Genomic DNA, 21,606 nt, shown 5'->3' with positions numbered 1-21,606 from the left:
CTACGAGGTCCTCAACTCACCGCTGGTACTATGCGGAATCGGGAAAGGGACATTGCCAGCGTGCATCGATTCAGGTTCATCAACGGATTTCGTGCGCTGGCCGCGTTTTGGGTCGTATCGGCGCACTCCATGATCTGGGCCGGTTGGTACGGCATTCCGCTGCCAAGCGCCAAGCTAGCCGTCGACCTTTTCATGGTCATCTCGGGCTATCTGATGGTGGTGCACGCCGATGAGCGCGAGGTCGTCGAGCCGATGTCCAAGCCATCGACGTGGCTACGGTTCTATGTGCGCCGATACTTCCGTATCGCGCCGGCGTACTACCTATCGCTCGCTGTCGCCGTGCTCCTGTCAGGGGCGTTTCTTGGCGGCTACACCATGCTCAGGCACCAGAACCCTGCATGGGGTGGCGAACAGATCTATGACCCGGCGTTCGTGCATTACACCGCCACGAATCTCGCACTCCATGTCACGTTCCTCTTTGGGCTTCTACCGGACTACGCTTTCTCAACGTTCCTGCCCGACTGGAGTCTGGGCCTGGAGATGCAGTTCTACCTGGCCTTCCCATTCATTCTTCTGGCAATGCGACGTCTTGGGCCCTTGAAGGTAGCTATAGCCTTGTGCGCGATATGCCTGCCTTTTGCCAAATACGCCGACACGCTTCACGGCATGCGCGGTGGCCACGGACTATTTGTCGAGCCATCGTTGCTGCTGCTCAAGATCCAATTCTTTCTGATCGGCATGCTGATAGCTCGCATGCAAGGCAAGGTGCTTTCGCTACTCGATCGCGCCGCGACATGGTCTGTTTGCCTAGCTCTATCTCTTTCCCAGGTCTGGATCTATGGCCATGAAACGTGGGTCATGTTCGCCCTAGTCCTGATATGGCTCCATATCACCACCAGCGAAGGCGCAAGGGCAAGGAAATGGATTGACACCGTCAGCGAGACGCGGGTCGTCTCCTATATGTCCCGAGCATCCTACTCTGTGTACCTCTTTCACGGCTTCTTCATTGCCCTGGCCGGCAGCTATATCTTCCCGCTTCCCGGAGTAGCAAGCATGAACGGCCCCGCGCGAGCCGGCCTGATGTTTGTGATTGTCATCGCGGGAGCCTATGGCCTCGCATGGGGCATAGAGCGCTACATCGAGAATCCGGGCATTGCCTTAGGCAGGATGTTGCTCCGTGGAGCGAAAGCCTCCAGCGCAAACACGGCGTCAGGCAATTCGCTTAGCCATCAGGTAGGACGTAGCAACAGCTGAACCAGCCAGCGTGAGAGATGCGCCGGTCTCTTGCCGTATTGACGCGCCGATGACGTCGCCCTGCTTGAGCTGCTGAATGCCTGACGCCGTCACACTATCGTCGCAGCTTTCAGCCGATCCGCTGGCCACAGTCACACCGTTAATCTGTACCTTGAGCCGCTTGTGTCCGGCCGCAGGGCTAGTAAAAGTTTGATGCGCCGAGAAAGCGTAGGTCCCATTTTCCGGAATGACCACGCCGCTGCCAAGGAAGTCTCCGAACCAAGTGAGCACACCATCGACCGTGTCGAAAGGTATGGCTGTGTCCGTGGCATTTGCCAGGGTCGTGTTCGAGGCTTTCGAAACTTGGACCCAGGTCATGTTCCCCTGACCGAGGAATGCGGGTCGCTCAAAAACATCTTCGTAGATGTTGGCGCGCTCGTAGAAGTTGTCCTTATTGACCGCGAGGGGACCAGTGAAAGCAATGTAGGGGCGACTCACATCTGGAACATATGAACCCAGCGATTTGAACGAGCAGCCTTCGACGCTTAGAACTTGCTGGCCGACGTTGGCCACCTGCTCCAAAATGGCTCTGATGCTGTTCGTGCTGCATTGCGCGTTACTGGTTCGGTTGGAGTTTTCGCAGCTGGCAAAGGTCACCCAGGACGGCTATATCAAGTACCAGAATGTCGCCTCAAAGCAGAAAACGCGCCTTGGCCCGCTCGGCACACTGCCGGCGGCAAAGCTCGCCCCCCCCTCTATCGGGCGCTCGTGTCGCGCATCGCCAAGGACGAAGGCACGCCCACCAAAGCAAACCACTTTATGCGCTACGTGCGCCTGATTTACTCGTGGGGCGTGCGCTACGGGAAGATGCCTCGTAACCCGGTAAAGGGCCTCAAACAGATGAAGGAGCGGAACGCCAGCGCCTCCCAGAAAATGACGCATGGGATGCCCTGATCACCTTCGCGAAGGAGCGCGCCACTTATACGTCGCAACGCAAGGGCAGCCTTGCGCCCTATCTCTGGATGAGCGCGGAGCTGATGTACCTCTGCCGCCTCCGCAGCATTGAGGTCACCACACTCACCGAAGATGCCGGGCTGCCCGAGGGCTTGCGCACGAACCGCCGCAAAGGCAGTCGCGACAATATCGTCGCCTGGACGCCGCGCCTCCGTGCCGCGTGGGATGCAGCAATCGAGCGGCGCCGGCTGATCTTGAAGCGTCGGGGCATGCCCCCAGCAGCTCCATGCAAAGGATCGCATTGTGCTGGTCACCCAGGAAGGCGCGCAGGTGAAGCCTGGGACGTTCCAGAGTCGGTGGCAGGCAATGGTAAAGCTGGCTATCGAGGCCGGCGTGATCACCGAGGGGCAACGCTTCGGAACCCACGACAACAAGCGCAAGGACATCACCGATACGCCGGGCACGCGCCACGACAAGCAGCATGCCAGCGGACACAAATCGGAGCGGATGATCGACGACTACGACAAAGAGCTGCCGGTCGTGACGGTGCCCGGTAAGCCCGGAAAACGGCGCTGATTTTTACACCGAATTTTACACAGCGGCCTTTGGCACACCGGGCCAGTATCGTAAGTTGTTGATTTTAATGGTGCCCGGAGCGGGAATCGAACCCGCATAGCCTTGCGGCTGAGGGATTTTAAGTCCCTTGCGTCTACCAATTTCGCCATCCGGGCAGGAAGTCAGTGACACGGACACACTTCGCGCCGAGGCACCATTCAGGCGGCCCGCATCCTAACATGCAGACCTTTGTTCATAAGCTTCCGTAACCAAGCCTGCCGCATGAATAAAGCTCATGCGGTAGGCAACAAAAAGCCCGCAACGCGGCGGGCTTTGTTGGTTCGAACGAACCACTACGCAATGGAGGCCAGGGTCGGAATCGAACCGGCGTACACGGCTTTGCAGGCCGCTGCATGACCACTCTGCCACCTGGCCATTGCGCACGAATCGTAACCGGAAAGATCACGCTTCGCTGAAAAAACAAAACCCCGGGAGTCCGAGGTTTTGCTGAAAACTGGAGCGGGAAACGAGACTCGAACTCGCGACCCCGACCTTGGCAAGGTCGTGCTCTACCAACTGAGCTATTCCCGCATCGGAGTCAGAAATCATAGCAGAACATCGGCATTTGTGAAGAGTCCCGATGTGTTTTTTTCACATTTCGGACATCTGCGCAGGCTGCCCATAAGTCCGATTCCATGGACTGAAAACAACAAAGCCCCGGCTAGGCCGGGGCTTTGTTTTGAATCTGGAGCGGGAAACGAGACTCGAACTCGCGACCCCGACCTTGGCAAGGTCGTGCTCTACCAACTGAGCTATTCCCGCATCGGAGTCGCGCATTGTAATGGCTAAACAAGCGTCGTCAAGCCTCTGCAATAAACCTTATGCGTCTTCGTCAGCAAGATCACGACGGGGCTGCTCCCCGCGCAGGATCGGCCACGCCGCGCGCAGATAATGCAGGCCCGACCAGATGGTCAGCACGCCTGCCACGACCAGCAATGCTTCGCCAATGTGGTAGAGCCGCAACGCCTCGGCGCTCTTCTCGTGCTGCACGATCAGCACCACCAGCGCGATCATCTGCATCACCGTTTTCATCTTGCCGACAAAGGCCACTTTCACCGTGGCGCGCATGCCGATTTCGGCCATCCATTCGCGCAGGGCAGAGACGCTGATTTCGCGACCGACGATGATCGCCGCCGTTACGGCCATCAGGATGCCCGGCCAGCCTCCGCGGTGCGACTCCACCAGCAGGAACAACGTGACCGCGACCATCAACTTGTCGGCCACGGGGTCGAGAAATGCGCCGAAGGCCGAGGCCATGTTCAAGCGGCGGGCAAGATAGCCGTCCAGCCAGTCCGTAAAGGCGGCCAGCAGGAACACGATCGCCGCCGTGATGTTGTGGCCGGGAAATTGCCAATAGAACACCACAACCATCACCGGCAGCAGCGCCACGCGGAACAGGGTGAGCCAGGTCGGCAGGTTGATGCGCATAGGTACCTTCGCGTTCATGGGCTCAGTGTCGCACGCGCTCATCAGCCATGCAGCACCGCATAAATGCGTTCGGCCAGGCCGCGATCAATGCCCTTGACCTGCATCAGCTCTTCCACGCCCGCCGCCTCCACACCGGCAAGCCCGCCGAAGGCCTTGAGCAGGGCCGTGCGCCGCCGCGCCCCGATGCCCTGGACGTCTTCCAGCACGCTGCGTTCGCGTGCTTTCTCACGGCGCTTGCGATGCCCGCTGATGGCGAAGCGGTGGGCCTCATCACGCACCGCGGCCACCAGATGCAGCGCCGGCGACGCCGGCCCCGGATGCAGGTTGCGTCCCGAATCGGCCAGCACCAGGGTTTCCTCGCCGGCACGCCGGCCGGGGCCTTTCGCCACGCCCACCACATGGACGCCGCTGACGCCGAGCTCTCGCAGCACCTCCAGCGCCTGCGCCACCTGGCCGCTGCCGCCGTCGATCAGCAAGATATCCGGACAGGCGCCCTCGCCCTCCGCCACCTTGCGGAACCGGCGGGTCAGCGCCTGATGCATGGCGGCATAGTCGTCGCCCGGCGTGATCCCACTGATATTGAAGCGGCGGTAATGAGACTTCTCCGGCCCCTCGGGCCCGAACACCACGCACGAAGCCACGGTAGCTTCGCCCATGGTGTGGCTGATGTCGAAGCACTCGATGCGGCGCGGCGATTCGTCCAGCTCCAGCAGCTTCTGCAAATCGTCGAAGCGAGCGCCGAGGGCTTGGCGACTGGCCAGGCGCGCGGTGAGTGACGCCTGCGCATTGCGCTCGGCCATCTGCAGGAAACGCGCGCGTTCGCCGCGCACGCTGGATTTGAGATCCACCGCATGGCCGGATTGCTGGGCCAGCAACTCGGCCAGAATCGCCTGATCCGCCACCGCCTCGCCCAGGATCAGCTCTCGCGGCACGGGACGATCCAGGTAGTACTGCGCGATGAACTGGGCCATCACATCGGCCGGCTCCGCATCCAGTGGCAGGCGCGGGAAGAAGTCGCGTGTGCCCAGGCTGATGCCGTTGCGGAAGAACAACACACTGACGCAGGCCATGCCCGATTCGATGCGGCAGGCAATCACGTCCATGTCCGCGCTGGCGCCCTGCACATGATGCTGTGCCTGCAACTTGCGCAGGGCCGCGACCTGGTCGCGCATCGCCGCGGCACGCTCAAACTCCAGCGCCTTGGCCGCCTGGTCCATCGTGCCGGCCAACTCGTCGATCACCGCGCTGCTCCGTCCTTCTAGGAACATCTCCGCATGGCGTACGTCATTGCGGTAATCGTCCACGGTGATCAACTGCACGCACGGCGCCGTACAGCGGCCAATCTGGTGTTGCAGGCAGGGACGCGAACGATTGCGGAAATAACTGTCCTCGCACTGCCGCACCTTGAACAGCTTCTGCATCAGGTTGAGGCTTTCGCGCACGGCAAACGTGCTCGGGTACGGCCCGAAGTAGCGCCCCGGCATGTTGCGCGCACCGCGGTGGAAGGCCAGCCGCGGATAATCCTCACCACCGGAGAGATAGATATATGGATAACTTTTGTCGTCGCGCAGCAGGATGTTGTAGCGCGGCTTGAGCGACTTGATCAGCTGCGATTCCAGCAGCAGCGCCTCGCCCTCGGTGCGCGTCACGGTGATTTCCGTCCGCGCGATCTGCGACACCATGGCGGCGATGCGCGGCTCCATCCTCGGCTTGAGGAAGTAGCTGCCAACGCGCTTTTTCAGGTTGCCGGCCTTGCCGACGTAGAGCAGGTCGCCCTCCGCGTCGAAGTAGCGGTAGACGCCGGGCGAAGTGGTCAGGGTGCGGACAAAAGCCTTGCCATCGAAGGCTTGCGACGAGGTGGGCTGCATGAGAGCAATTCTAGCCGGTTTGCTTCGATTTCATTCCACGATGCCGCATCAACGATGACGCAAACGCTCGATCAGGCCGGCCACTCCGCGCTCGGCCAGAGCGACGGATTCAGTGAAGCCATCGGCACTCCCGAAGTACGGATCGGGAAACTCGACCGGCGGAGCGGCGCCGCTCCACTCAAGAAACAACCCCGTTTCCGCATGCGACTGCGGTGTTGCAAGGCGTTCCACGCCATACAGGTTGTCCTGATCCATCGCCAGCACCAGGTCGAAATCATCAAGGTCACATCGCCGCAGCTGACGTGCGCGATGCGCGGAGAGATCGAAGCCGGCTGCCGCGGCGGCGCGGCGCATCCGCTCATCAGCGCCCTTCCCCACATGCCAGGAACCCGTGCCACAAGAGGCAACCACCACGTCGAGCCCGGCCTCCACACAACGCTTGCGCGCCACGACCTCAACCAGAGGCGAGCGGCAGATATTGCCGAGGCAAACAAACAACACTCGCGGCGCACTCATGCCTGGCTGCGCAACCACTGTTCGGCGCGTATCAGGTCCGCCTCGGTGTCGATACCCGGCGGGAAGGGCTCCGGCGTGAGGCGCACGGCGATGGCATGACCGTGCTCCATCAGGCGCAGTTGCTCCAGCGACTCAGCCTGCTCCAACGGCGTACGACTGAGGCTCGCATAGCGCTTCAGGAAGCCCGCGCGGTAGGCATAAATGCCGATATGGCGCAGGAACGGCACGTCGGCCGGCAACGCATCGTGACTGAGGGCGAAAGCATCTCGCGCCCATGGCATAGGCGCACGACTGAAATACAACGCGCGCCCGTTAGAGGCGCGAACCAGCTTGACCACGTTCGGATCGAACAACTCATGCGCCTCGGTAATTGGCGTGGCCAGTGTGGCGACTGGCGCGTCGTCCTCCGCCAGAGCCCGAGCCACTTCGCGAATACCGGCGGCCGGTGCGAACGGCTCATCACCCTGCAGATTCACCACGATGGCGTGGTCGGCCCAGCCATAGTGCGTTGCGCATTCGGCCAGACGATCACTGCCCGAAGCATGATCGCTGCGCGTCATGCAGACATCCACACCCTGCCCAGCCAGCGCGTTGGCGATGCGTGCATCGTCAACAGCCACCACCACTTGGGCCGCGCCCGCCTGCAGCGCACGTTGCGCCACGCGAACCACCATCGGCACGCCATCGATCGCACGCAACGGCTTCGCCGGCAAACGCGTGGAACCGTAACGGGCGGGGATGGCGACAATAAAGGGCGGTACGGTGGCGGACATGGCGACCTCGTTCGGAAGTCGCCAAGCCTAACCGCAACACGCCAAGCAGACGAGAGCCAGCTCAGCGGGCCTTGGCTAGCGCGAAACCGCAGCCGTTGGCCAGCTCAAGAAAGCCCGGGAACGAGGTGGCCACGTTGTCGCAATCCTTGATACGGATCGCGCTCTGCGCCACCAGGCCGGCCACTGCAAAACTCATCGCGATGCGGTGGTCACCATGGCTATCCACTTCGCCGCCACGGAGCGCGCCACCGTCGATGATGGCGCCATCCGGCGTCTCCTCGATCGACGCACCGATGGCACGTAAACCAGCCGCCATGGTGGCAATGCGATCGGATTCCTTCACGCGCAGCTCCGCCGCGCCGCGCACCACCGTCCGTCCTTCGGCCACGGCAGCGGCGATGAACAACACAGGGAACTCGTCGATCATGTCCGGCACCAGGGCTTCGGGCAGCTCGACGCCATGCAGCTGCGCGTGGCGCACGACCAGATCGCCCACGGGCTCGCCACCGCTCTCGCGCTCGTTCTCGATGCGGATATCCGCGCCCATCAGGCGCAGTGCCTGCAGCAAACCGGTGCGGCGCGGGTTCAACCCCACCGCAGGCAGCCGAAGTTCCGAGCCGGGCACGATACTGCCGGCTACAAGGAAGAAAGCGGCCGAAGAGAAATCCGCGGGCACGTCGACGTTCGTCGCCTTCAGGCTATGGCGCCCAGTGAGACGTGCGCGCCCCGGGGCGAAAGCGATCGGCCAGCCAAAGGCAGCCAGCATGCGCTCGGTGTAATCGCGCGTGGGATGCGGCTCGATCACCTCGGTCTCGCCATCGGCGTACAAACCCGCCAGCAACAAGGCCGACTTCACCTGCGCACTGGCGACCGGCAACGTATAAGCAATGCCCTTGAGCGGCTGCCCACCATGCACGCGCAGCGGCGGAAGGCCATCCTGCGTATCGATACGCGCACCCATCAAAGCCAAGGGATCGGTCACGCGCCGCATGGGCCGCTTTGACAACGAGGCATCGCCGACGAGCGTGCTATCGAAGGCTTGGCCGGCCAGCAGGCCGGCCAGCAGACGCATGCCAGTGCCGGCATTGCCGCAATCCAGCGCCTGCGTCGTACCGCGCAAACCATGCAGCCCTACGCCGTGCACCACGCGCTCGCCTTCGGCTGGCGTTTCGATACGCACGCCCAGCTGCTGCAGCACGGCGGCGGTGGCGCGGGTGTCCTCGCCTTCGAGGAAACCGCGAATATGCGAACGCCCATCCGCCAATGCGGAAAGCATCAGCGAACGATGGGATACGGACTTGTCGCCCGGCACCCGCACGCTGCCCTGCAGCGCGCGGCCGGGATGGCTATTCCAGTCGAGTCGAGTCACGAAGAATCTCCAGCGGCAGGCGCTCGCGGCCGCCACAAAACAGTCAGGGCAAGGCCACCGGGTAGGAGCCGAGCACACGCACCTTGGCTGCGGCGGCACCCATTTCCTGCATGGCCGCCTGGATCGGCGCGTCCTCAACGTGACCGGACACGTCGATGAAGAAGGCGTACTGCCATTTCCCCGTATGGGCCGGGCGCGACTCGATGCGGTTGAGGCTTACGCCATGCGAGGCGAACGGGCTGAGCACGTCGTACAGTGCGCCCGGCTTGTCGTTGACGGTGATCAGCAGCGAGGTGCGGTCGTTGCCCGACGGTGGAAACAGCGAGCGACCGATGACCAGGAAGCGCGTGGTGTTGTCCGCGCGATCTTCGATGGCGCTGGCGATCGTCTTGAGGCCATAGACACGCCCCGCCGTTTCGCCCGCGATGGCTGCGGCATCGTCGGCGTGACGTGCCAGACGCGCCGCTTCGGCATTGCTGCTCACCGCGATGGATTCCACGCCCGGCAGGTTGATGCGCAACCAGGTCTTGCACTGCTGCAACGACTGCGCGTGCGCGTAAATGCGCTTGATGTCCTCGATGCGACCGCCCTGCGAGTGCAGGCACTGGTGCACACGCAACTCGACTTCACCGCAGATCTTGGCATCGGAGGTGAGGAACATGTCCAGCGTGACCTGGATCATGCCCTGCCCGGAATTCTCCACGGGCACCACGCCGAAATCGGCATGGCCCGCGGCGACTTCCTGGAACACTTCCTCGATGCTGCCCAGCGGCAGGCCATAAGCGGCGTGGCCGAAATGCTTGCGCACAGCCTGCTCGCTGAAAGTGCCTTCCGGGCCAAGGAAGCCGACTTTGAGCGGGTCTTCCTGCGCCAGGCAGGAGGACATAATTTCGCGGAACAACCGCACCATCTCGGCATCCGACAGCGGGCCGTGGTTGCGATCCACCACCATACGCAGCACATGGGCCTCGCGCTCGGGGCGGTAATAGTCGATGGCCGAAAGGCCTTCGCCTTTCACGCGAGCCACTTCCTGCGCCCAATTGGCGCGCTCAGAAATGAGTTCCTGGATGTGGCGATCGATGCTATCGATCCGTTCGCGCACCTGCGAAAGCGAGCTACCGGTCTGTCCCTGGTCGGTCTTGTCCTGATCGGTCATGGTCTGGCTGTCTGGGAGTAAAGATGTCCAAATGATTCCTGCATAGTGCCCGATTCGATTCCGAAAAGGACACCCTGCAGCGACTTAACCGTGTCGCGCGGCGAAATCCTTCATGAACCCGACCAGCGCTTCCACGGCCTCGACCGGCACGGCGTTGTAGAGCGAGGCGCGCATGCCGCCCAGCGCTTTGTGTCCCTTCAATCCAATCAACCCCGCTGCGTCGGACTCCTTCAGGAAATCCGCATCGAGCGCGCTGTCGTGCAGAGTGAAGGGCACATTCATGCGCGAGCGCGCCGGGACATCCACCGGGTTACGGTAGTAGCCGCTGGAGCCATCGATGGCCTGATAGAGCAGCTCCGCCTTGGTGCGGTTGCGTTCGGCCATCGCGGCAACGCCACCCTGCTCCTTCAGCCATTGGAAGGTCAGCCCAGCGAGATACCAGCCCCAGGTGTTGGGTGTGTTGAGCATGGAGTCGTTCGCCGCCTGCTCGGCATAGCGGAAGATCTTGGCCATCGGCCGCGAGGCGCGCTGCAGCAGATCGCGGCGGATCACCATCACGACCAGGCCCGACGGACCGATGTTCTTTTGCGCACCGGCATAGATCAGCCCGAAGCGGCTGACATCGAGCGGTTCGGACAGAATATTGGAAGAGAAATCCGCCACCAGCGGCACCTCGCCGACATCCGGAATATCGCGGTATTCCACGCCGTGGATCGTCTCGTTCGGCGTGTAGTGCACATAAGCGGCACCTGGATCGAGCTGCCACGATTCGCGCGGCGGCAGACGCAGGTACTGCTCGGCCTTGCTGCTGGCAGCAATGTTCACGCGCAGATACGGCGCCGCTTCATTGGCAGCCTTCTCGCCCCAATGACCGTTGACGATGTAATCGGCGCTATCGCCCTCACCCGCCAGGTTCATCGGAATCTGCGCAAAATGCTGGGTAGCGCCGCCCTGCAAGAACAGCACGGCATAGTCGTTCGGAATGCCCATCAGCTCGCGCAGATCGGCCTCGGCCTGCTGGGCCAGCGCGATAAACAGCTTGCCGCGATGGGACAGCTCCATTACGGAAGCACCGCTGCCATTCCAGTCCAGCAACTCGCGCTGTGCGCGTTCGAGCACCGCCGTGGGGATAGCGGCCGGTCCTGCACTGAAATTCCAAACCCTGCTCACAGACGACGCCTCTTGGGGGGTAATCCCAGCATTATGGCGCGGCGCAGCAACCCAAGGTCAACCGAGAAATGGTTGCCCTAGAAACGAACGAGCAAGATCAAAGCAATACCCAACGCAAGCACTGCGGCAGTGACGATCAACCACCACACTTCGCCGCGCGGGCCAGCGTCTTCTTCGGGCAAGTGTTCTGGTGCTGGCTCGGGCATCGTGATCTCAGGCTCCGGTTCCATGCCCGGTGCATCCAGTACAAAACGATGCATGGCGAGGCCTATCTGGTCACCGGGCTGCAGGGCAACCTGTTCCACAACGACGCCGTTGACGCGCAGCGGATAGCGCGCCGAGGCCTGCATCGTCTCGAGCCATAGCTGGCTGTCGCGCCATACCAGCCGCAGCGATGCGCTTTCACCCTGCGGCAGCTCCAGCGGGTAGCGCCCCAAAGACCCCAGCTCCAGCTTGTCCTGCAGAGGCAGTACGCGCCCCGATAGCGGTCCGGCCACGGCGCGCAACGCGACGATGCAACGCTCCAGTGGAGGCACGCTGATCGGCGCGCGCGCGGTGGGCTCATCGTCCGAGCGCAATAACATGCGGCAGTCGCCCACGCTCAGGATGTCGCCAGGACGCAGCAGGGCGCACTCGCGTACCGGACGCGCGTTTACGTAGATGCGATTGCCCTGGGGTAGCACCTGCAATACCCAACCGCGGCGATCCTGTTGGATGCGCAAATGATGGCTGCCCGCCTGATGGGCGGCGAGGACCAAATCGTTGTCAGGCGCACTGCCGATCCTCAGCAGAGGCTGCTCCCAGCGGAAATCCTCGCGGGCCGAATTGGAGAACTCGATACGCATCTGTGAACCAGTCAATAGACGGCGGGACTCTAACAGATGATGGGAACAGTCCGATAAAGATTGGCTTACTATCTACGGCTTTACCGCCTGGACTTCATCTCATGCCCAAGATCGACATCCGCCGCCCGCACCAGCTTTCCATCGCCGAGGCCCGCGCCGTGGTCGAAAAAGTGGCTGCACGCATGCATGAGAAGTTCGGTATGGAGGGGCATTGGCAGGGTGATACGCTGAGTTTCTCCCGGCCCGGAGTGAATGGCTCCATTGCGGTCAGCGGCGACGCCATCCAGGTCACGGCGGAGCTGGGCATGATGCTGGCCCCACTGAAGGGCATGGTCGAGCAGGAGATCCGGCGCAAGCTCGATGAGCACTTCAGCTGATGATTCTTTAACCATTCGAACTTCCGTGGCATAATCGACCGCTTAAGCGGCCATGACGGCTGCACACTCACCGACCGGAACGCATGGCCAAAGACGACGTCATCGAAATGGAAGGCACGGTCCAAGAGACCCTGCCCAACACCATGTTCCGCGTGCAGCTGGAAAACGGGCACGTGATCACCGCCCATATCTCCGGTCGCATGCGCAAGCATTACATCCGCATCCTCACCGGCGACAAGGTGAAGGTGGAGATGACTCCGTACGACCTGACCAAGGGTCGTATCACGTACCGCATGAAGTGATGCCCGTAGGAGCGCACCCTGTGCGCGAATAGCCTACGGAGCAGTATCACACCGGGATCGCGCACAAGGTGCGCTCCTACAAATACGAAAAGGCCGCGCTGTTAGCGCGGCCTTTTCGTTTGCCTGGCGATCGTGTCAGGAGACCACGGCCGGCAATTTTTCCGCTGCCTCGGTTTCTACCTTCAGCTCGCCGTCGAGCACGCTCAGCCTCACCTTGCCACCCTCCGACAGTTTGCCGAACAGCAGTTCGTCGGCCAGCGCGCGCTTTACCTTCTCCTGGATCACACGAGACATCGGGCGGGCGCCCATCTGCGGATCGAAGCCATGTTCGGCCAGCCAATGGCGGGCTTCGGCGTCCACATCCAGGCTGACGTGCTTCTCGGTCAGCTGCGACTCCAGTTCGATCAGGAACTTGTCGACCACACGCAGGATGTGTTCGAAATCCAGCGCGTTGAACTGGATCACCGCGTCAAGACGGTTGCGGAACTCCGGCGTGAAGGTGCGGCGAATCACTTCCATCGCATCCATCGAATGGTTCTGCTTGACGAAACCGATGCCGCGACGCGACGCCTGCTGCGCACCGGCATTGGTGGTCATCACCAGCACCACATTCTTGAAGTTCGCCTCGCGACCGTTGGTGTCGGTCAGCACGCCGCGATCCATCACCTGCAGCAGGATGTTGTACACATCCGGATGCGCCTTCTCGATTTCGTCCAACAACAGCACCGCATGCGGATGCTTAGTCACCGCCTCGGTCAACAGGCCGCCCTGATCGAAGCCCACGTAGCCCGGAGGTGCGCCGACCAGGCGGGAGACGGAGTGCGCTTCCATGTACTCGGACATGTCGAAGCGGATCATCTCTATGCCCAGCTGCATCGCCAGCTGACGGGTGACCTCAGTCTTGCCGACGCCAGTGGGGCCAGCCAGTAGGAAGCAGCCAATCGGCTTGGACGGATCGGCCAGCCCGGAACGCGCCATCTTGATCGAGGCCGACAGCGCCTCGATCGCCGCATCCTGGCCGAACACCACCATCTTCAGATTGCGCTCCAGGTTCCTCAGCACATCGCGGTCGGACGCAGAGACCTGCTTAGCCGGGATACGCGCCATCTTGGCGACGATGTATTCCACTTCCGGCACGTCGATCTTGCCGGTGCGCTGATCGACCGGCAGCAGGCGCTGGCGGGCGCCAGCCTCATCGATCACGTCGATGGCCTTGTCCGGAAGCAGACGGTCGGGAATGTGCTTGACCGACAGGTCTACCGCCGCCTTCAGCGACTCATTGGTGTAAACGACGTTGTGGTGTTCTTCGAAACGCGAGCGCAGGCCTTTGAGAATCTCGATGCTGTCGGCCACAGTCGGCTCGACCACGTCGATCTTCTGGAAGCGGCGGGCCAGCGCGCGGTCTTTTTCGAAGATGCCGCGGAATTCCTGGAAGGTGGTCGAACCGATGCAGCGCAACTCGCCGGAGGCCAGCATCGGCTTGATCAGGTTCGAGGCATCCATGGTGCCGCCCGAAGCCGAGCCCGCACCGATGATGGTGTGGATTTCATCGATGAACAGAATCGCGCCCGACTGCTTCTTCAGCTGGGAGATCACCGCTTTCAGGCGCTTCTCGAAATCACCACGGTACTTGGTGCCGGCCACCAGGGCGCCGAGGTCCAGCGACCAGATGGTGGAATTTTCCAGCACTTCCGGCACGTCGCCGTCGACAATGCGCTTGGCCAGACCTTCGGCCAGGGCTGTCTTGCCGACGCCAGCCTCACCAACGTAGAGCGGGTTGTTCTTGCGGCGGCGGCACAACACCTGGATGGTGCGTTCGATCTCGTCCTGCCGGCCGATCAACGGGTCGATCTTGCCTTCCAGCGCGAGCTCATTGAGGTTGCTGGCGTACTCGCTGAGCGGGTTGCCCTTGGGCTCGCCACCCTCTTCACCGTCGCGTTCGCTACTCGGCATGCTGGCAGACGGCTCATCGCCAATCTTGGCAATGCCGTGCGAGATGTAATTCACCACGTCGAGGCGGGTAATTTCCTGCTGGTGCAGGAAGTACACGGCATGCGAATCCTTCTCACCGAAAATCGCCACCAGCACATTGGCACCGGTGACCTCCTTACGGCCGGAGGACTGTACGTGGTAGACCGCCCGCTGCAATACGCGCTGGAAACCCAACGTGGGCTGGGTATCCCGCTCGTCGCCGTGCGGCAATACCGGCACGGTCTCGGCGATGATCTTTTCCAACTCGTGGGTCAGGCGCGGCAGGTCGACGCCGCAGGCGCGCAAGGCACCCAGGGCTGACTGGTTTTCGGTGAGCGCTAGCAGCAGATGCTCCACCGTCATGAATTCGTGGCGCTGCTCGCGGGCCTGCTTGTAGCACTGGCCGATGGTGACTTCGAGATCCTTGCTAAACATCCGGACCTTCTCCGCTTGAATGGCAGGGCGGCAAATGCCGCGATGACCACGAAATGGGGTCGCTCAGAGCTTTTCCATAGTGCACAACAACGGATGCTGATGAGCACGTGAATATTCGTTCACCTGAGTCACCTTGGTCTCGGCCACCTCCCTGGTAAACACGCCGCACACACCCTTGCCACGGGTATGTACATGAAGCATGACCTGTACCGCTTGTTCCTGGTCCAGGCTGAAGAAGCTGCGGAGCACTTCCACCACGAAATCCATCGGGGTGAAATCGTCGTTGATCAGGACCACCTGAAATAAGGGTGGGCGGGCGACCTCCGGACGGGAGGTTTCCAGCGCCAAGCCGTGTTCCTGACCTTGCTCGTGTTCGGGTTCGTGCGCCATGGTTTCTGGATGCTGGATCTTGGTGAGGAGTATACCGCTGGACATGGTGGAGAGCCTGTTTACGAACTCCACGTAGTCCGCGTCGAGATCGTAAACAGGGGCTGGGCTCCGTGCGCGGCCAATCCTCTCAGGTAATGGCACAATGACACCTTTTCCAGTGCCGCTGTCGGCGCCATATCAACGCCCATGAACGACACCAAGGCATCTCCCTCAACCGTCTGGTGCCCCCGTGTCACGGTGGCCTGCGTGGTTGCCGATGGCGACCGCTACCTGATGGTGGAAGAAGAAGTGAACGGCCGCATCGCCTATAACCAGCCGGCCGGCCATCTCGAGGACGGCGAAAGCCTCGCCAGCGCTGCCGTGCGCGAGACACTTGAGGAAACCGGCTGGACGGTCAGCCTCGAATACCTCGTCAGCGTGAACCAGTGGCGCAGCACCGAGCATGGCGAGAGCGTGCTGCGTTTCAGTTTCGCCGCCCGCGCCTTCAGCCACGACCCACAGCGCCCGCTGGACAAAGGCATTCGCCGCGCCTTGTGGCTGACCCGCGCGGAAATCGCCGCACTGGGCCATCAGGTGCGCACTCCGCTGGTACTGCAAAGCATCGATACATGGCTTACCGGACAGCGCGTACCGTTGTCCGTGCTCGGCAGTCTGCTGCCGGCGGACCGTTACCCGTGAAGGTGATGCTGGGCATCTCCGGCGGCGTGGATTCCTCGGTCGCCGCCCTCCTGCTGCAACGGGCCGGCCATCAGGTCGAGGGCCTGTTCATGCAGAACTGGGAAGAGGACGATCGTGACGGTCCTTGCACTGCCGACGCCGATCGCAAAGACGCCGTCGCCGTGTGCGGCCGACTGGATATTCCCTTCCACGCCCGCAACTTCGCCGCCGAGTACTGGGACGGCGTGTTCGAACACTTCCTCGCCGAATACCGCGCCGGCCGCACGCCCAATCCGGACGTGCTGTGCAATCGCGAAATCAAGTTCAAGACGTTCCTGGACGACGCGCGCGCCCTGGGCGCGGAGAAGATCGCCACCGGCCACTACGCCCGCGTCGATTTCAAAGACGGCCGTTACCGCCTGCTGCGCGCGGTCGACGCCGCCAAGGACCAGACCTATTTCCTGCACGCGCTGGGTCAGGAGCAACTCGCGGCCACCCTGTTTCCGGTGGGCGAGATCGAGAAGTCCCAAGTGCGCCGCATGGCGCTGGACGCCGCCCTGCCTACGCACGCCAAGAAGGATTCCACCGGAATCTGCTTTATTGGCGAACGCGACTTTCGCGAATTCCTCGGCCAGTACATCCCTGCCCGTCCCGGTGAAATGCGCACCCCCGAAGGCGAGCTGATCGGTCAGCACCAAGGTGTCATGTATTACACGCTGGGCCAGCGCAACGGCCTGGGCATTGGCGGGCGCCATGGCGCCAGCGGCGAGGCCTGGTACGTGGTGGGCAAAAATGTCGCGGCCAATGTGCTTTATGTCGCCCAGGGCGGCGAGAATCATTGGCTGTACTCGCACCGTCTGCGCGCCGAGATGCCACATTGGGTCGCCGGCGAAGCGCCGGGTACCGAATTTCGCTGCACCGCCAAGACCCGCTATCGCCAGCAGGACCAGAGCTGCACCGTGCGCCTTGTCGGCGACGGCATCGAGGTACTGTTCGAGGAGCCCCAGCGCGCCGTCACCCCTGGTCAGTCCGTGGTGTTTTACGACGGCGACGCCTGTCTGGGCGGCGCCGTGATCGCCTGCACCGATGCCCGCTACGGCGGCTGGAACGCCGCCCCTGACCCCGCAGAAGAGTCCGTCCAACGTGTTTGAAACCTTTGCCATGAATGAAGAGCGCGTGCTCGCCCTCGCCGGCCTGTTTCAGGCCACCGCCCTGGCGCAGCAGCTGGCAAACGAGGGGCGCTGCGACGAGGGCGCTTTCGAGGCCAGCCTGGGCAGCGTGTTTCGCATTGATGCGCCATCGGTGGTAGGCGTCTATGGCGATGTCGCTGGTGTACGGCTGGGTCTGCGCAATCTGATTTCCCAATTGGACGAAACCGGCCGCGACATGGCCATCACCCGCATGGCGGTAACGGTGATGCGTCTGGAGCGCAGCCTGGCTCGACATGGCTCGCTGCTCGGCGACCTGCAGCAAGGCATTGTGTCCGCACAGCGCCAGGTGGAGCACTTTGGCAAGGACTCGCCGCAGGTCATCAAGCGCCTGGCCGAGCTGTACGCATCCACCCTGTCTACACTCAAGCCGCGCGTGATGGTCACCGGCAATCCGCAACAGCTGCAGCAATCGAACGTGGTAGAAAAAGTGCGCACCAGCCTCCTCGCTGCCGTGCGCTCGGCCGTGCTGTGGCGTCAGGTCGGTGGTCGCCAGTGGCAGCTGCTGTTGTATCGGCGTCAATGCAGCATGTTGGCACGGGGGTTGTTGACGGGAGCCACCCTCGATAACGGCTAGATCGAGCCTTGCTGGAGGAGCCCACCCTGTGGGCGACCGGACATCTGGAACGCTTGCTCCGAAGGCCTGTCGCGCACAGGGTGCGCTCCTACAGCGGTTTCGATGTTTCGATTAGCTTGAGGCCCGGCCGCTGCTTAGCCAGCTTGCGCAGCAACTCGGCAAACGCCTGCAGGTCACCATGCCATGGAGAAGCTTCGCGCCAATAGAGCGCGATCTCCCGCCCCGGCGCCTGTCCCTTGATCTTTGCAAGCGCAATATCCGGCGTCGAAGCCAGACGATCGTGAGCCAGGGCGGGCACCAAGGCGTAGCCGCCACGCAAACCTACCAGCGCAGCCAGGCTTTCCAGGCTGACATCCTGCACATGGCCGCCACCTAGCACGTGATCGGCATGGCTCTCCGTCATCAGCGTCGCCTCTTTGGCGTCCAGTTGTTCCAGCGCCACGCTGCGGCGGCCGGCCAGAGGGTGATCGGCACGCAGCATCACTTCCCAGGGCTCGAAAAAAAGCGGTCGCATGGCGATACCGCTGACGGCGGGTGCCGGTGGAGCCAGCACTGCATCCAGCTCGCCCTCATGCAGACGACGTAGCAAACCGCGCGGTTTGCCCTCGGACAGGCTCAATGTCGCGGCCGGGAAATGCTGAGGGAACGGCGCGATCAGATGTGGCAGCAGATACGGCCCCAGCGTGGCCAGCACGCCGAGACGCAACTCACCACCGAAGGCCACTTCGCCAGCACGCGCCGCCTGTTGCAGATGCTCGGCGGCCACCAACACCGCATCGATCTGCTCCAGCAACCGTTGACCGCCAGCGGTGGGCACGATGCGCCGGCCGCCACGCTCGAACAAAGGTGTGCCCAGCGCCTGCTCCACCTTCTGCACCTGATGCGACAGACCGGACGGACTAATGTGCATGGCGCGGGCCGCGCTGTTGAAGCTGCCATGTCGCCGCACCGCCTGCACCAGGGTCAGGTCGCGCAGCGAGACTACCGATAAATGGGTCGAAATCATCCTGCCGCCTCGCTGCCCTGCCCCGTCGTGGAACCGGGCAAAGCATAAACGACGAAGCCCGGCACAGGGCCGGGCTTCGCGTTCAACTCACCAGATAGCTCAGGCTTCGACGGTATCGGCGACCTGCTTGAAGTCTTCGATCTGGTCGAAGTTCATGTACTGGTAGATCTTGTCGCCATTGGCATTGATCACGCCGATGTCGGTCATGTACTCCGCCTTGGTCGGGATGCGGCCCAGACGCGAGCAGATCGCGGCCAGCTCGGCCGAACCCAGGTACACGTTGGAGTTCTTGCCCAGACGGTTCGGGAAGTTGCGGGTGGAAGTGGAGAACACCGTGGCACCCTCGCGCACCTGTGCCTGGTTGCCCATGCACAGCGAGCAACCCGGCATTTCCATGCGCGCGCCGGCCGTGCCGAGCACGCCGTAGTGGCCTTCCTCAGTCAGCTGCTTCTGGTCCATCTTGGTCGGCGGGGCCACCCACAACTTGGTCGGGATGTCGCGCTTACCTTCCAGCAGCTTCGACGCTGCCCGGAAATGACCAATATTCGTCATGCACGAACCGATGAACACCTCATCGATGGTCGCACCGGCCACGTCGGTCAGGGTCTTCACGTCGTCCGGGTCGTTCGGGCACGCCACGATCGGCTCGTGCACGTCGGCCAGATCAATCTCGATCACGGCGGCGTACTCGGCATCCGCATCGCGCTCCATCAGCTGCGGGTTGGCCAGCCAGGCTTCCATCGCCTTGATGCGACGATGCAGGCTGCGGGCGTCCTGGTAACCCTGGGCAATCATGTACTTGAGCAAGGTGATGTTCGAGTTGAGGTACTCGATGATCGGTTCCTTGTTGAGGTGCACGGTGCAACCGGCGGCCGAACGCTCAGCCGAGGCGTCGGATAGCTCGAACGCCTGCTCCACCTTCAGGTTCGGCAGACCTTCGATTTCCAGGATGCGGCCGGAGAAGATGTTCTTTTTGCCTTGCTTGGCGACGGTGAGCAGGTCCTGCTTGATCGCGTAGAGCGGGATCGCATTGACCAGGTCGCGCAGCGTCACGCCCGGCTGCAACTCGCCCTTGAATCGCACCAGCACCGACTCCGGCATATCCAGCGGCATCACGCCGGTAGCCGCCGCGAAGGCGACCAGGCCTGAGCCGGCCGGGAACGAAATACCGATCGGGAAACGCGTGTGGCTGTCGCCGCCGGTGCCGACGGTATCCGGCAGCAGCATGCGGTTGAGCCAGGAATGGATCACGCCATCACCCGGACGCAGGCTGATGCCACCGCGGGTGGAGATGAAGGCCGGCAGCTCGTGGTGGGTCTTGACGTCGACCGGCTTCGGATACGCCGCGGTGTGGCAGAACGACTGCATCACCAGGTCAGCCGAGAAGCCCAGGCAGGCCAGGTCTTTCAGTTCGTCGCGGGTCATCGGGCCGGTGGTGTCTTGCGAACCCACCGAGGTCATCTTCGGCTCGCAATAGGTGCCAGGACGCACGCCCTGGCCTTCCGCCAAGCCACAGGCGCGGCCAACCATCTTCTGCGCCAGAGTGAAGCCCTTGCCAGTGTCGACCGGGTTCTGCGGCAGGCGGAACAGGTTCGACGCCGGCAGGCCCAGCGCCTCGCGCGCCTTCGCGGTCAGGCCGCGGCCGATGATCAGCGGAATGCGGCCACCGGCGCGCACTTCGTCGAACAGCACGTCGGACTTCACCTGGAACTCGGCGATCACTTCGCCGTTCTTCAGCGCCTTGCCATCATAAGGACGCAGCTCGACCACATCGCCCATCTCCATCTTGGAGACGTCGAGTTCGATCGGCAGCGCGCCGGCATCTTCCATGGTGTTGTAGAAGATCGGAGCGATCTTGCTGCCCAGGCACACGCCGCCGAAGCGCTTGTTGGGGATGAACGGGATGTCCTCACCGGTCCACCACAGCACCGAGTTGGTCGCCGACTTGCGGCTGGAACCCGTGCCGACCACGTCGCCGACATAGGCCACTAGATGGCCCTTGTTCTTGAGATCGAGGATCTGCTGGATCGGACCGCGCTTGCCGTCTTCTTCCGGCTGGAACGGCGCGCCGTCGCGCTTGTTCTTCAGCATCGCCAGCGCGTGCATCGGGATGTCCGGACGCGTGGTGGCGTCGGGCGCCGGCGACAAGTCGTCGGTGTTGGTCTCGCCCGGCACCTTGAACACGGTGATGGTCAGGCTCTGCGGCACTTCCGGACGGCTGGTGAACCACTCGGCGTCGGCCCAGCTCTGCAGCACGGACTTGGCGTTGGCATTACCCTTGTCGGCCTTGTCCTTGACGTCGTGGAAGGCGTCGAACATCAGCAGGGTTTTCTTCAGCGCCTCGGCGGCGATGCCGCTGACCTGCGCGTCGTCCAGCAGCTCGACCAGCGGATGGATGTTGTAGCCGCCCAGCATGGTGCCCAGCAGCTCGGTGGCCTTCTCGCGGCTGATCAGCGCGCACTTCTCGGTGCCGAATGCCACGGCGGCCAGGTACGAAGCCTTGACCTTGGCGGCATCGTCCACGCCGGCCGGCACGCGATGAGTGATCAGGTCAACCAGGAATGCCTCTTCGCCTGCGGGCGGATTCTTCAGCAGCTCGATCAGGTCGGCGGTCTGCTGGGCCGACAACGGCAGCGCGGGGATTCCCAGCGCGGCGCGCTCGGCGACGTGTTGGCGATAGGCGTTGAGCATGTGATTCGTCCTGTGAATGGCGAAAGGGGCGGCGGTCGCCTGAGTGCGAACAAGGGCAAAGACCT

General features: G+C 62.6%; 21 protein-coding genes and 4 tRNA genes. 8 read left to right on the top strand and 17 right to left on the bottom strand.

Annotated features, from left to right (window positions below; all coding sequences use genetic code 11):
- Positions 1 to 30: 30 nt before the first annotated feature.
- Complete coding sequence (locus OUZ45_RS19400) at positions 31 to 1,254, top strand: acyltransferase family protein (protein ID WP_266171967.1); 1,224 nt, start codon at positions 31 to 33, stop codon at positions 1,252 to 1,254.
- On the opposite strand, the gene OUZ45_RS19395 is transcribed toward OUZ45_RS19400, so the two are convergent.
- Complete coding sequence (locus OUZ45_RS19395; protein ID WP_266171966.1) at positions 1,210 to 1,890, bottom strand: hypothetical protein; 681 nt, start codon at positions 1,888 to 1,890, stop codon at positions 1,210 to 1,212. The two genes, OUZ45_RS19400 and OUZ45_RS19395, sit on opposite strands and share 45 nt — an antisense overlap.
- 111 nt (positions 1,891 to 2,001) lie before the next feature.
- On the opposite strand from OUZ45_RS19395, the gene OUZ45_RS19390 reads away from it, so the two are divergent.
- Both OUZ45_RS19390 and OUZ45_RS19385 read left to right on the top strand, forming a co-directional pair.
- Positions 2,002 to 2,187 (top strand): hypothetical protein, encoded by a 186-nt coding sequence (locus OUZ45_RS19390; protein ID WP_266171965.1) that lies wholly within the window; start codon positions 2,002 to 2,004, stop codon positions 2,185 to 2,187.
- 303 nt (positions 2,188 to 2,490) lie between these two features.
- The gene (locus tag OUZ45_RS19385) at positions 2,491 to 2,763 is read left to right on the top strand and encodes a site-specific integrase (RefSeq protein ID WP_266171964.1); all 273 of its coding nucleotides are present in this window, start codon (positions 2,491 to 2,493) and stop codon (positions 2,761 to 2,763) included.
- A gap of 68 nt (positions 2,764 to 2,831) precedes the next feature.
- Here the strand turns inward: OUZ45_RS19385 and OUZ45_RS19380 are convergent.
- From OUZ45_RS19380 to OUZ45_RS19325, 12 genes are all read right to left on the bottom strand, one after another.
- Positions 2,832 to 2,918, bottom strand: a tRNA-Leu gene (locus tag OUZ45_RS19380).
- A 185-nt stretch (positions 2,919 to 3,103) separates the two neighbouring features.
- Positions 3,104 to 3,177, bottom strand: a tRNA-Cys gene (locus OUZ45_RS19375).
- 80 nt (positions 3,178 to 3,257) lie between these two features.
- Positions 3,258 to 3,333 (bottom strand) — tRNA-Gly (locus OUZ45_RS19370).
- Positions 3,334 to 3,488: 155 nt separating this feature from the next.
- A tRNA-Gly gene (locus OUZ45_RS19365) sits at positions 3,489 to 3,564 on the bottom strand.
- Positions 3,565 to 3,621: 57 nt separating this feature from the next.
- Positions 3,622 to 4,230, bottom strand: a complete 609-nt coding sequence (gene pgsA / locus OUZ45_RS19360) for a CDP-diacylglycerol--glycerol-3-phosphate 3-phosphatidyltransferase (protein ID WP_266171984.1) — start codon at positions 4,228 to 4,230, stop codon at positions 3,622 to 3,624.
- A gap of 41 nt (positions 4,231 to 4,271) precedes the next feature.
- Complete coding sequence (gene uvrC, locus OUZ45_RS19355; RefSeq protein WP_266171963.1) at positions 4,272 to 6,098, bottom strand: excinuclease ABC subunit UvrC; 1,827 nt, start codon at positions 6,096 to 6,098, stop codon at positions 4,272 to 4,274.
- Between the two features lie 48 nt (positions 6,099 to 6,146).
- A complete protein-coding gene (locus OUZ45_RS19350; RefSeq protein ID WP_266171962.1) occupies positions 6,147 to 6,614 on the bottom strand; it encodes a low molecular weight protein-tyrosine-phosphatase in 468 nt (155 codons plus the stop codon).
- Positions 6,611 to 7,387: a 3-deoxy-manno-octulosonate cytidylyltransferase gene (gene kdsB / locus OUZ45_RS19345; RefSeq protein WP_266171961.1), complete on the bottom strand. Its 777-nt coding sequence runs from the start codon at positions 7,385 to 7,387 to the stop codon at positions 6,611 to 6,613. Before kdsB ends, OUZ45_RS19350 begins: the two co-directional genes overlap by 4 nt.
- A gap of 61 nt (positions 7,388 to 7,448) precedes the next feature.
- Positions 7,449 to 8,756: a 3-phosphoshikimate 1-carboxyvinyltransferase gene (gene aroA / locus OUZ45_RS19340; protein ID WP_266171960.1), complete on the bottom strand. Its 1,308-nt coding sequence runs from the start codon at positions 8,754 to 8,756 to the stop codon at positions 7,449 to 7,451.
- A 43-nt stretch (positions 8,757 to 8,799) separates the two neighbouring features.
- Positions 8,800 to 9,912 carry a prephenate dehydratase gene (gene pheA / locus OUZ45_RS19335; RefSeq protein WP_266171959.1) on the bottom strand — a complete coding sequence of 371 codons (1,113 nt, stop codon included), beginning with the start codon at positions 9,910 to 9,912 and terminating at the stop codon, positions 8,800 to 8,802.
- A gap of 84 nt (positions 9,913 to 9,996) precedes the next feature.
- Positions 9,997 to 11,082 carry a 3-phosphoserine/phosphohydroxythreonine transaminase gene (serC, locus tag OUZ45_RS19330; protein ID WP_266171958.1) on the bottom strand — a complete coding sequence of 362 codons (1,086 nt, stop codon included), beginning with the start codon at positions 11,080 to 11,082 and terminating at the stop codon, positions 9,997 to 9,999.
- Between the two features lie 77 nt (positions 11,083 to 11,159).
- Positions 11,160 to 11,927, bottom strand: a complete 768-nt coding sequence (locus tag OUZ45_RS19325) for an FHA domain-containing protein (RefSeq protein WP_266171957.1) — start codon at positions 11,925 to 11,927, stop codon at positions 11,160 to 11,162.
- A 101-nt stretch (positions 11,928 to 12,028) separates the two neighbouring features.
- On the opposite strand from OUZ45_RS19325, the gene OUZ45_RS19320 reads away from it, so the two are divergent.
- Positions 12,029 to 12,304, top strand: coding sequence for a polyhydroxyalkanoic acid system family protein (locus OUZ45_RS19320; protein ID WP_266171956.1), 276 nt, complete (start codon positions 12,029 to 12,031; stop codon positions 12,302 to 12,304).
- 83 nt (positions 12,305 to 12,387) lie between these two features.
- Positions 12,388 to 12,606, top strand: coding sequence for a translation initiation factor IF-1 (infA, locus tag OUZ45_RS19315; protein WP_019466733.1), 219 nt, complete (start codon positions 12,388 to 12,390; stop codon positions 12,604 to 12,606).
- 135 nt (positions 12,607 to 12,741) lie between these two features.
- Here infA and clpA read toward each other — a convergent pair whose 3' ends face one another.
- Both clpA and clpS read right to left on the bottom strand, forming a co-directional pair.
- Entirely contained in the window at positions 12,742 to 15,012 is a 2,271-nt protein-coding gene (clpA, locus tag OUZ45_RS19310) for an ATP-dependent Clp protease ATP-binding subunit ClpA (RefSeq protein ID WP_266171955.1), read from the bottom strand.
- Positions 15,013 to 15,075: 63 nt separating this feature from the next.
- The gene (gene clpS, locus OUZ45_RS19305; protein ID WP_266171983.1) at positions 15,076 to 15,402 is read right to left on the bottom strand and encodes an ATP-dependent Clp protease adapter ClpS; all 327 of its coding nucleotides are present in this window, start codon (positions 15,400 to 15,402) and stop codon (positions 15,076 to 15,078) included.
- A gap of 186 nt (positions 15,403 to 15,588) precedes the next feature.
- Between clpS and OUZ45_RS19300 the strand changes: the two genes are divergently transcribed.
- Genes OUZ45_RS19300 through hflD form a run of 3 tightly spaced genes read left to right on the top strand, consistent with a single transcriptional unit; the run spans position 15,589 to position 17,844 of the window.
- Positions 15,589 to 16,080 carry an NUDIX hydrolase gene (locus OUZ45_RS19300; RefSeq protein WP_266171954.1) on the top strand — a complete coding sequence of 164 codons (492 nt, stop codon included), beginning with the start codon at positions 15,589 to 15,591 and terminating at the stop codon, positions 16,078 to 16,080.
- Positions 16,077 to 17,210 carry a tRNA 2-thiouridine(34) synthase MnmA gene (mnmA, locus tag OUZ45_RS19295; protein ID WP_323137583.1) on the top strand — a complete coding sequence of 378 codons (1,134 nt, stop codon included), beginning with the start codon at positions 16,077 to 16,079 and terminating at the stop codon, positions 17,208 to 17,210. Before OUZ45_RS19300 ends, mnmA begins: the two co-directional genes overlap by 4 nt.
- Positions 17,211 to 17,220: 10 nt before the next feature.
- The gene (hflD, locus tag OUZ45_RS19290; protein WP_266171953.1) at positions 17,221 to 17,844 is read left to right on the top strand and encodes a high frequency lysogenization protein HflD; all 624 of its coding nucleotides are present in this window, start codon (positions 17,221 to 17,223) and stop codon (positions 17,842 to 17,844) included.
- An 88-nt stretch (positions 17,845 to 17,932) separates the two neighbouring features.
- Here hflD and OUZ45_RS19285 read toward each other — a convergent pair whose 3' ends face one another.
- Positions 17,933 to 18,850, bottom strand: a complete 918-nt coding sequence (locus tag OUZ45_RS19285; RefSeq protein ID WP_266171951.1) for a LysR family transcriptional regulator — start codon at positions 18,848 to 18,850, stop codon at positions 17,933 to 17,935.
- A 99-nt stretch (positions 18,851 to 18,949) separates the two neighbouring features.
- Positions 18,950 to 21,541 (bottom strand): bifunctional aconitate hydratase 2/2-methylisocitrate dehydratase, encoded by a 2,592-nt coding sequence (acnB, locus tag OUZ45_RS19280; protein ID WP_266171950.1) that lies wholly within the window; start codon positions 21,539 to 21,541, stop codon positions 18,950 to 18,952.
- Positions 21,542 to 21,606: the final 65 nt, after the last annotated feature.

The sequence above is a fragment of the Dyella subtropica genome, from assembly GCF_026283965.1.
In the GTDB taxonomy this organism is placed as follows: domain Bacteria; phylum Pseudomonadota; class Gammaproteobacteria; order Xanthomonadales; family Rhodanobacteraceae; genus Dyella_D; species Dyella_D subtropica.
Note: the sequence above shows the minus strand (reverse complement) of the source record. Positions and strands in the feature narration are given on the sequence as shown.

Coding starts and splice junctions, on each gene's coding strand:
- acnB (WP_266171950.1), bottom strand. CDS start 21,541: ATGCTCAACGCCTATCGCCAACACGTCGCCGAGCGCGCCGCGCTGGGA.
- uvrC (WP_266171963.1), bottom strand. CDS start 6,098: ATGCAGCCCACCTCGTCGCAAGCCTTCGATGGCAAGGCTTTTGTCCGC.
- clpS (WP_266171983.1), bottom strand. CDS start 15,402: ATGGCGCACGAACCCGAACACGAGCAAGGTCAGGAACACGGCTTGGCG.
- clpA (WP_266171955.1), bottom strand. CDS start 15,012: ATGTTTAGCAAGGATCTCGAAGTCACCATCGGCCAGTGCTACAAGCAG.
- infA (WP_019466733.1), top strand. CDS start 12,388: ATGGCCAAAGACGACGTCATCGAAATGGAAGGCACGGTCCAAGAGACC.
- OUZ45_RS19300 (WP_266171954.1), top strand. CDS start 15,589: ATGAACGACACCAAGGCATCTCCCTCAACCGTCTGGTGCCCCCGTGTC.
- OUZ45_RS19285 (WP_266171951.1), bottom strand. CDS start 18,850: ATGATTTCGACCCATTTATCGGTAGTCTCGCTGCGCGACCTGACCCTG.
- OUZ45_RS19400 (WP_266171967.1), top strand. CDS start 31: ATGCGGAATCGGGAAAGGGACATTGCCAGCGTGCATCGATTCAGGTTC.
- pheA (WP_266171959.1), bottom strand. CDS start 9,912: ATGACCGATCAGGACAAGACCGACCAGGGACAGACCGGTAGCTCGCTT.
- OUZ45_RS19320 (WP_266171956.1), top strand. CDS start 12,029: ATGCCCAAGATCGACATCCGCCGCCCGCACCAGCTTTCCATCGCCGAG.
- OUZ45_RS19325 (WP_266171957.1), bottom strand. CDS start 11,927: ATGCGTATCGAGTTCTCCAATTCGGCCCGCGAGGATTTCCGCTGGGAG.
- OUZ45_RS19350 (WP_266171962.1), bottom strand. CDS start 6,614: ATGAGTGCGCCGCGAGTGTTGTTTGTTTGCCTCGGCAATATCTGCCGC.
- pgsA (WP_266171984.1), bottom strand. CDS start 4,230: ATGCGCATCAACCTGCCGACCTGGCTCACCCTGTTCCGCGTGGCGCTG.
- kdsB (WP_266171961.1), bottom strand. CDS start 7,387: ATGTCCGCCACCGTACCGCCCTTTATTGTCGCCATCCCCGCCCGTTAC.
- hflD (WP_266171953.1), top strand. CDS start 17,221: ATGAATGAAGAGCGCGTGCTCGCCCTCGCCGGCCTGTTTCAGGCCACC.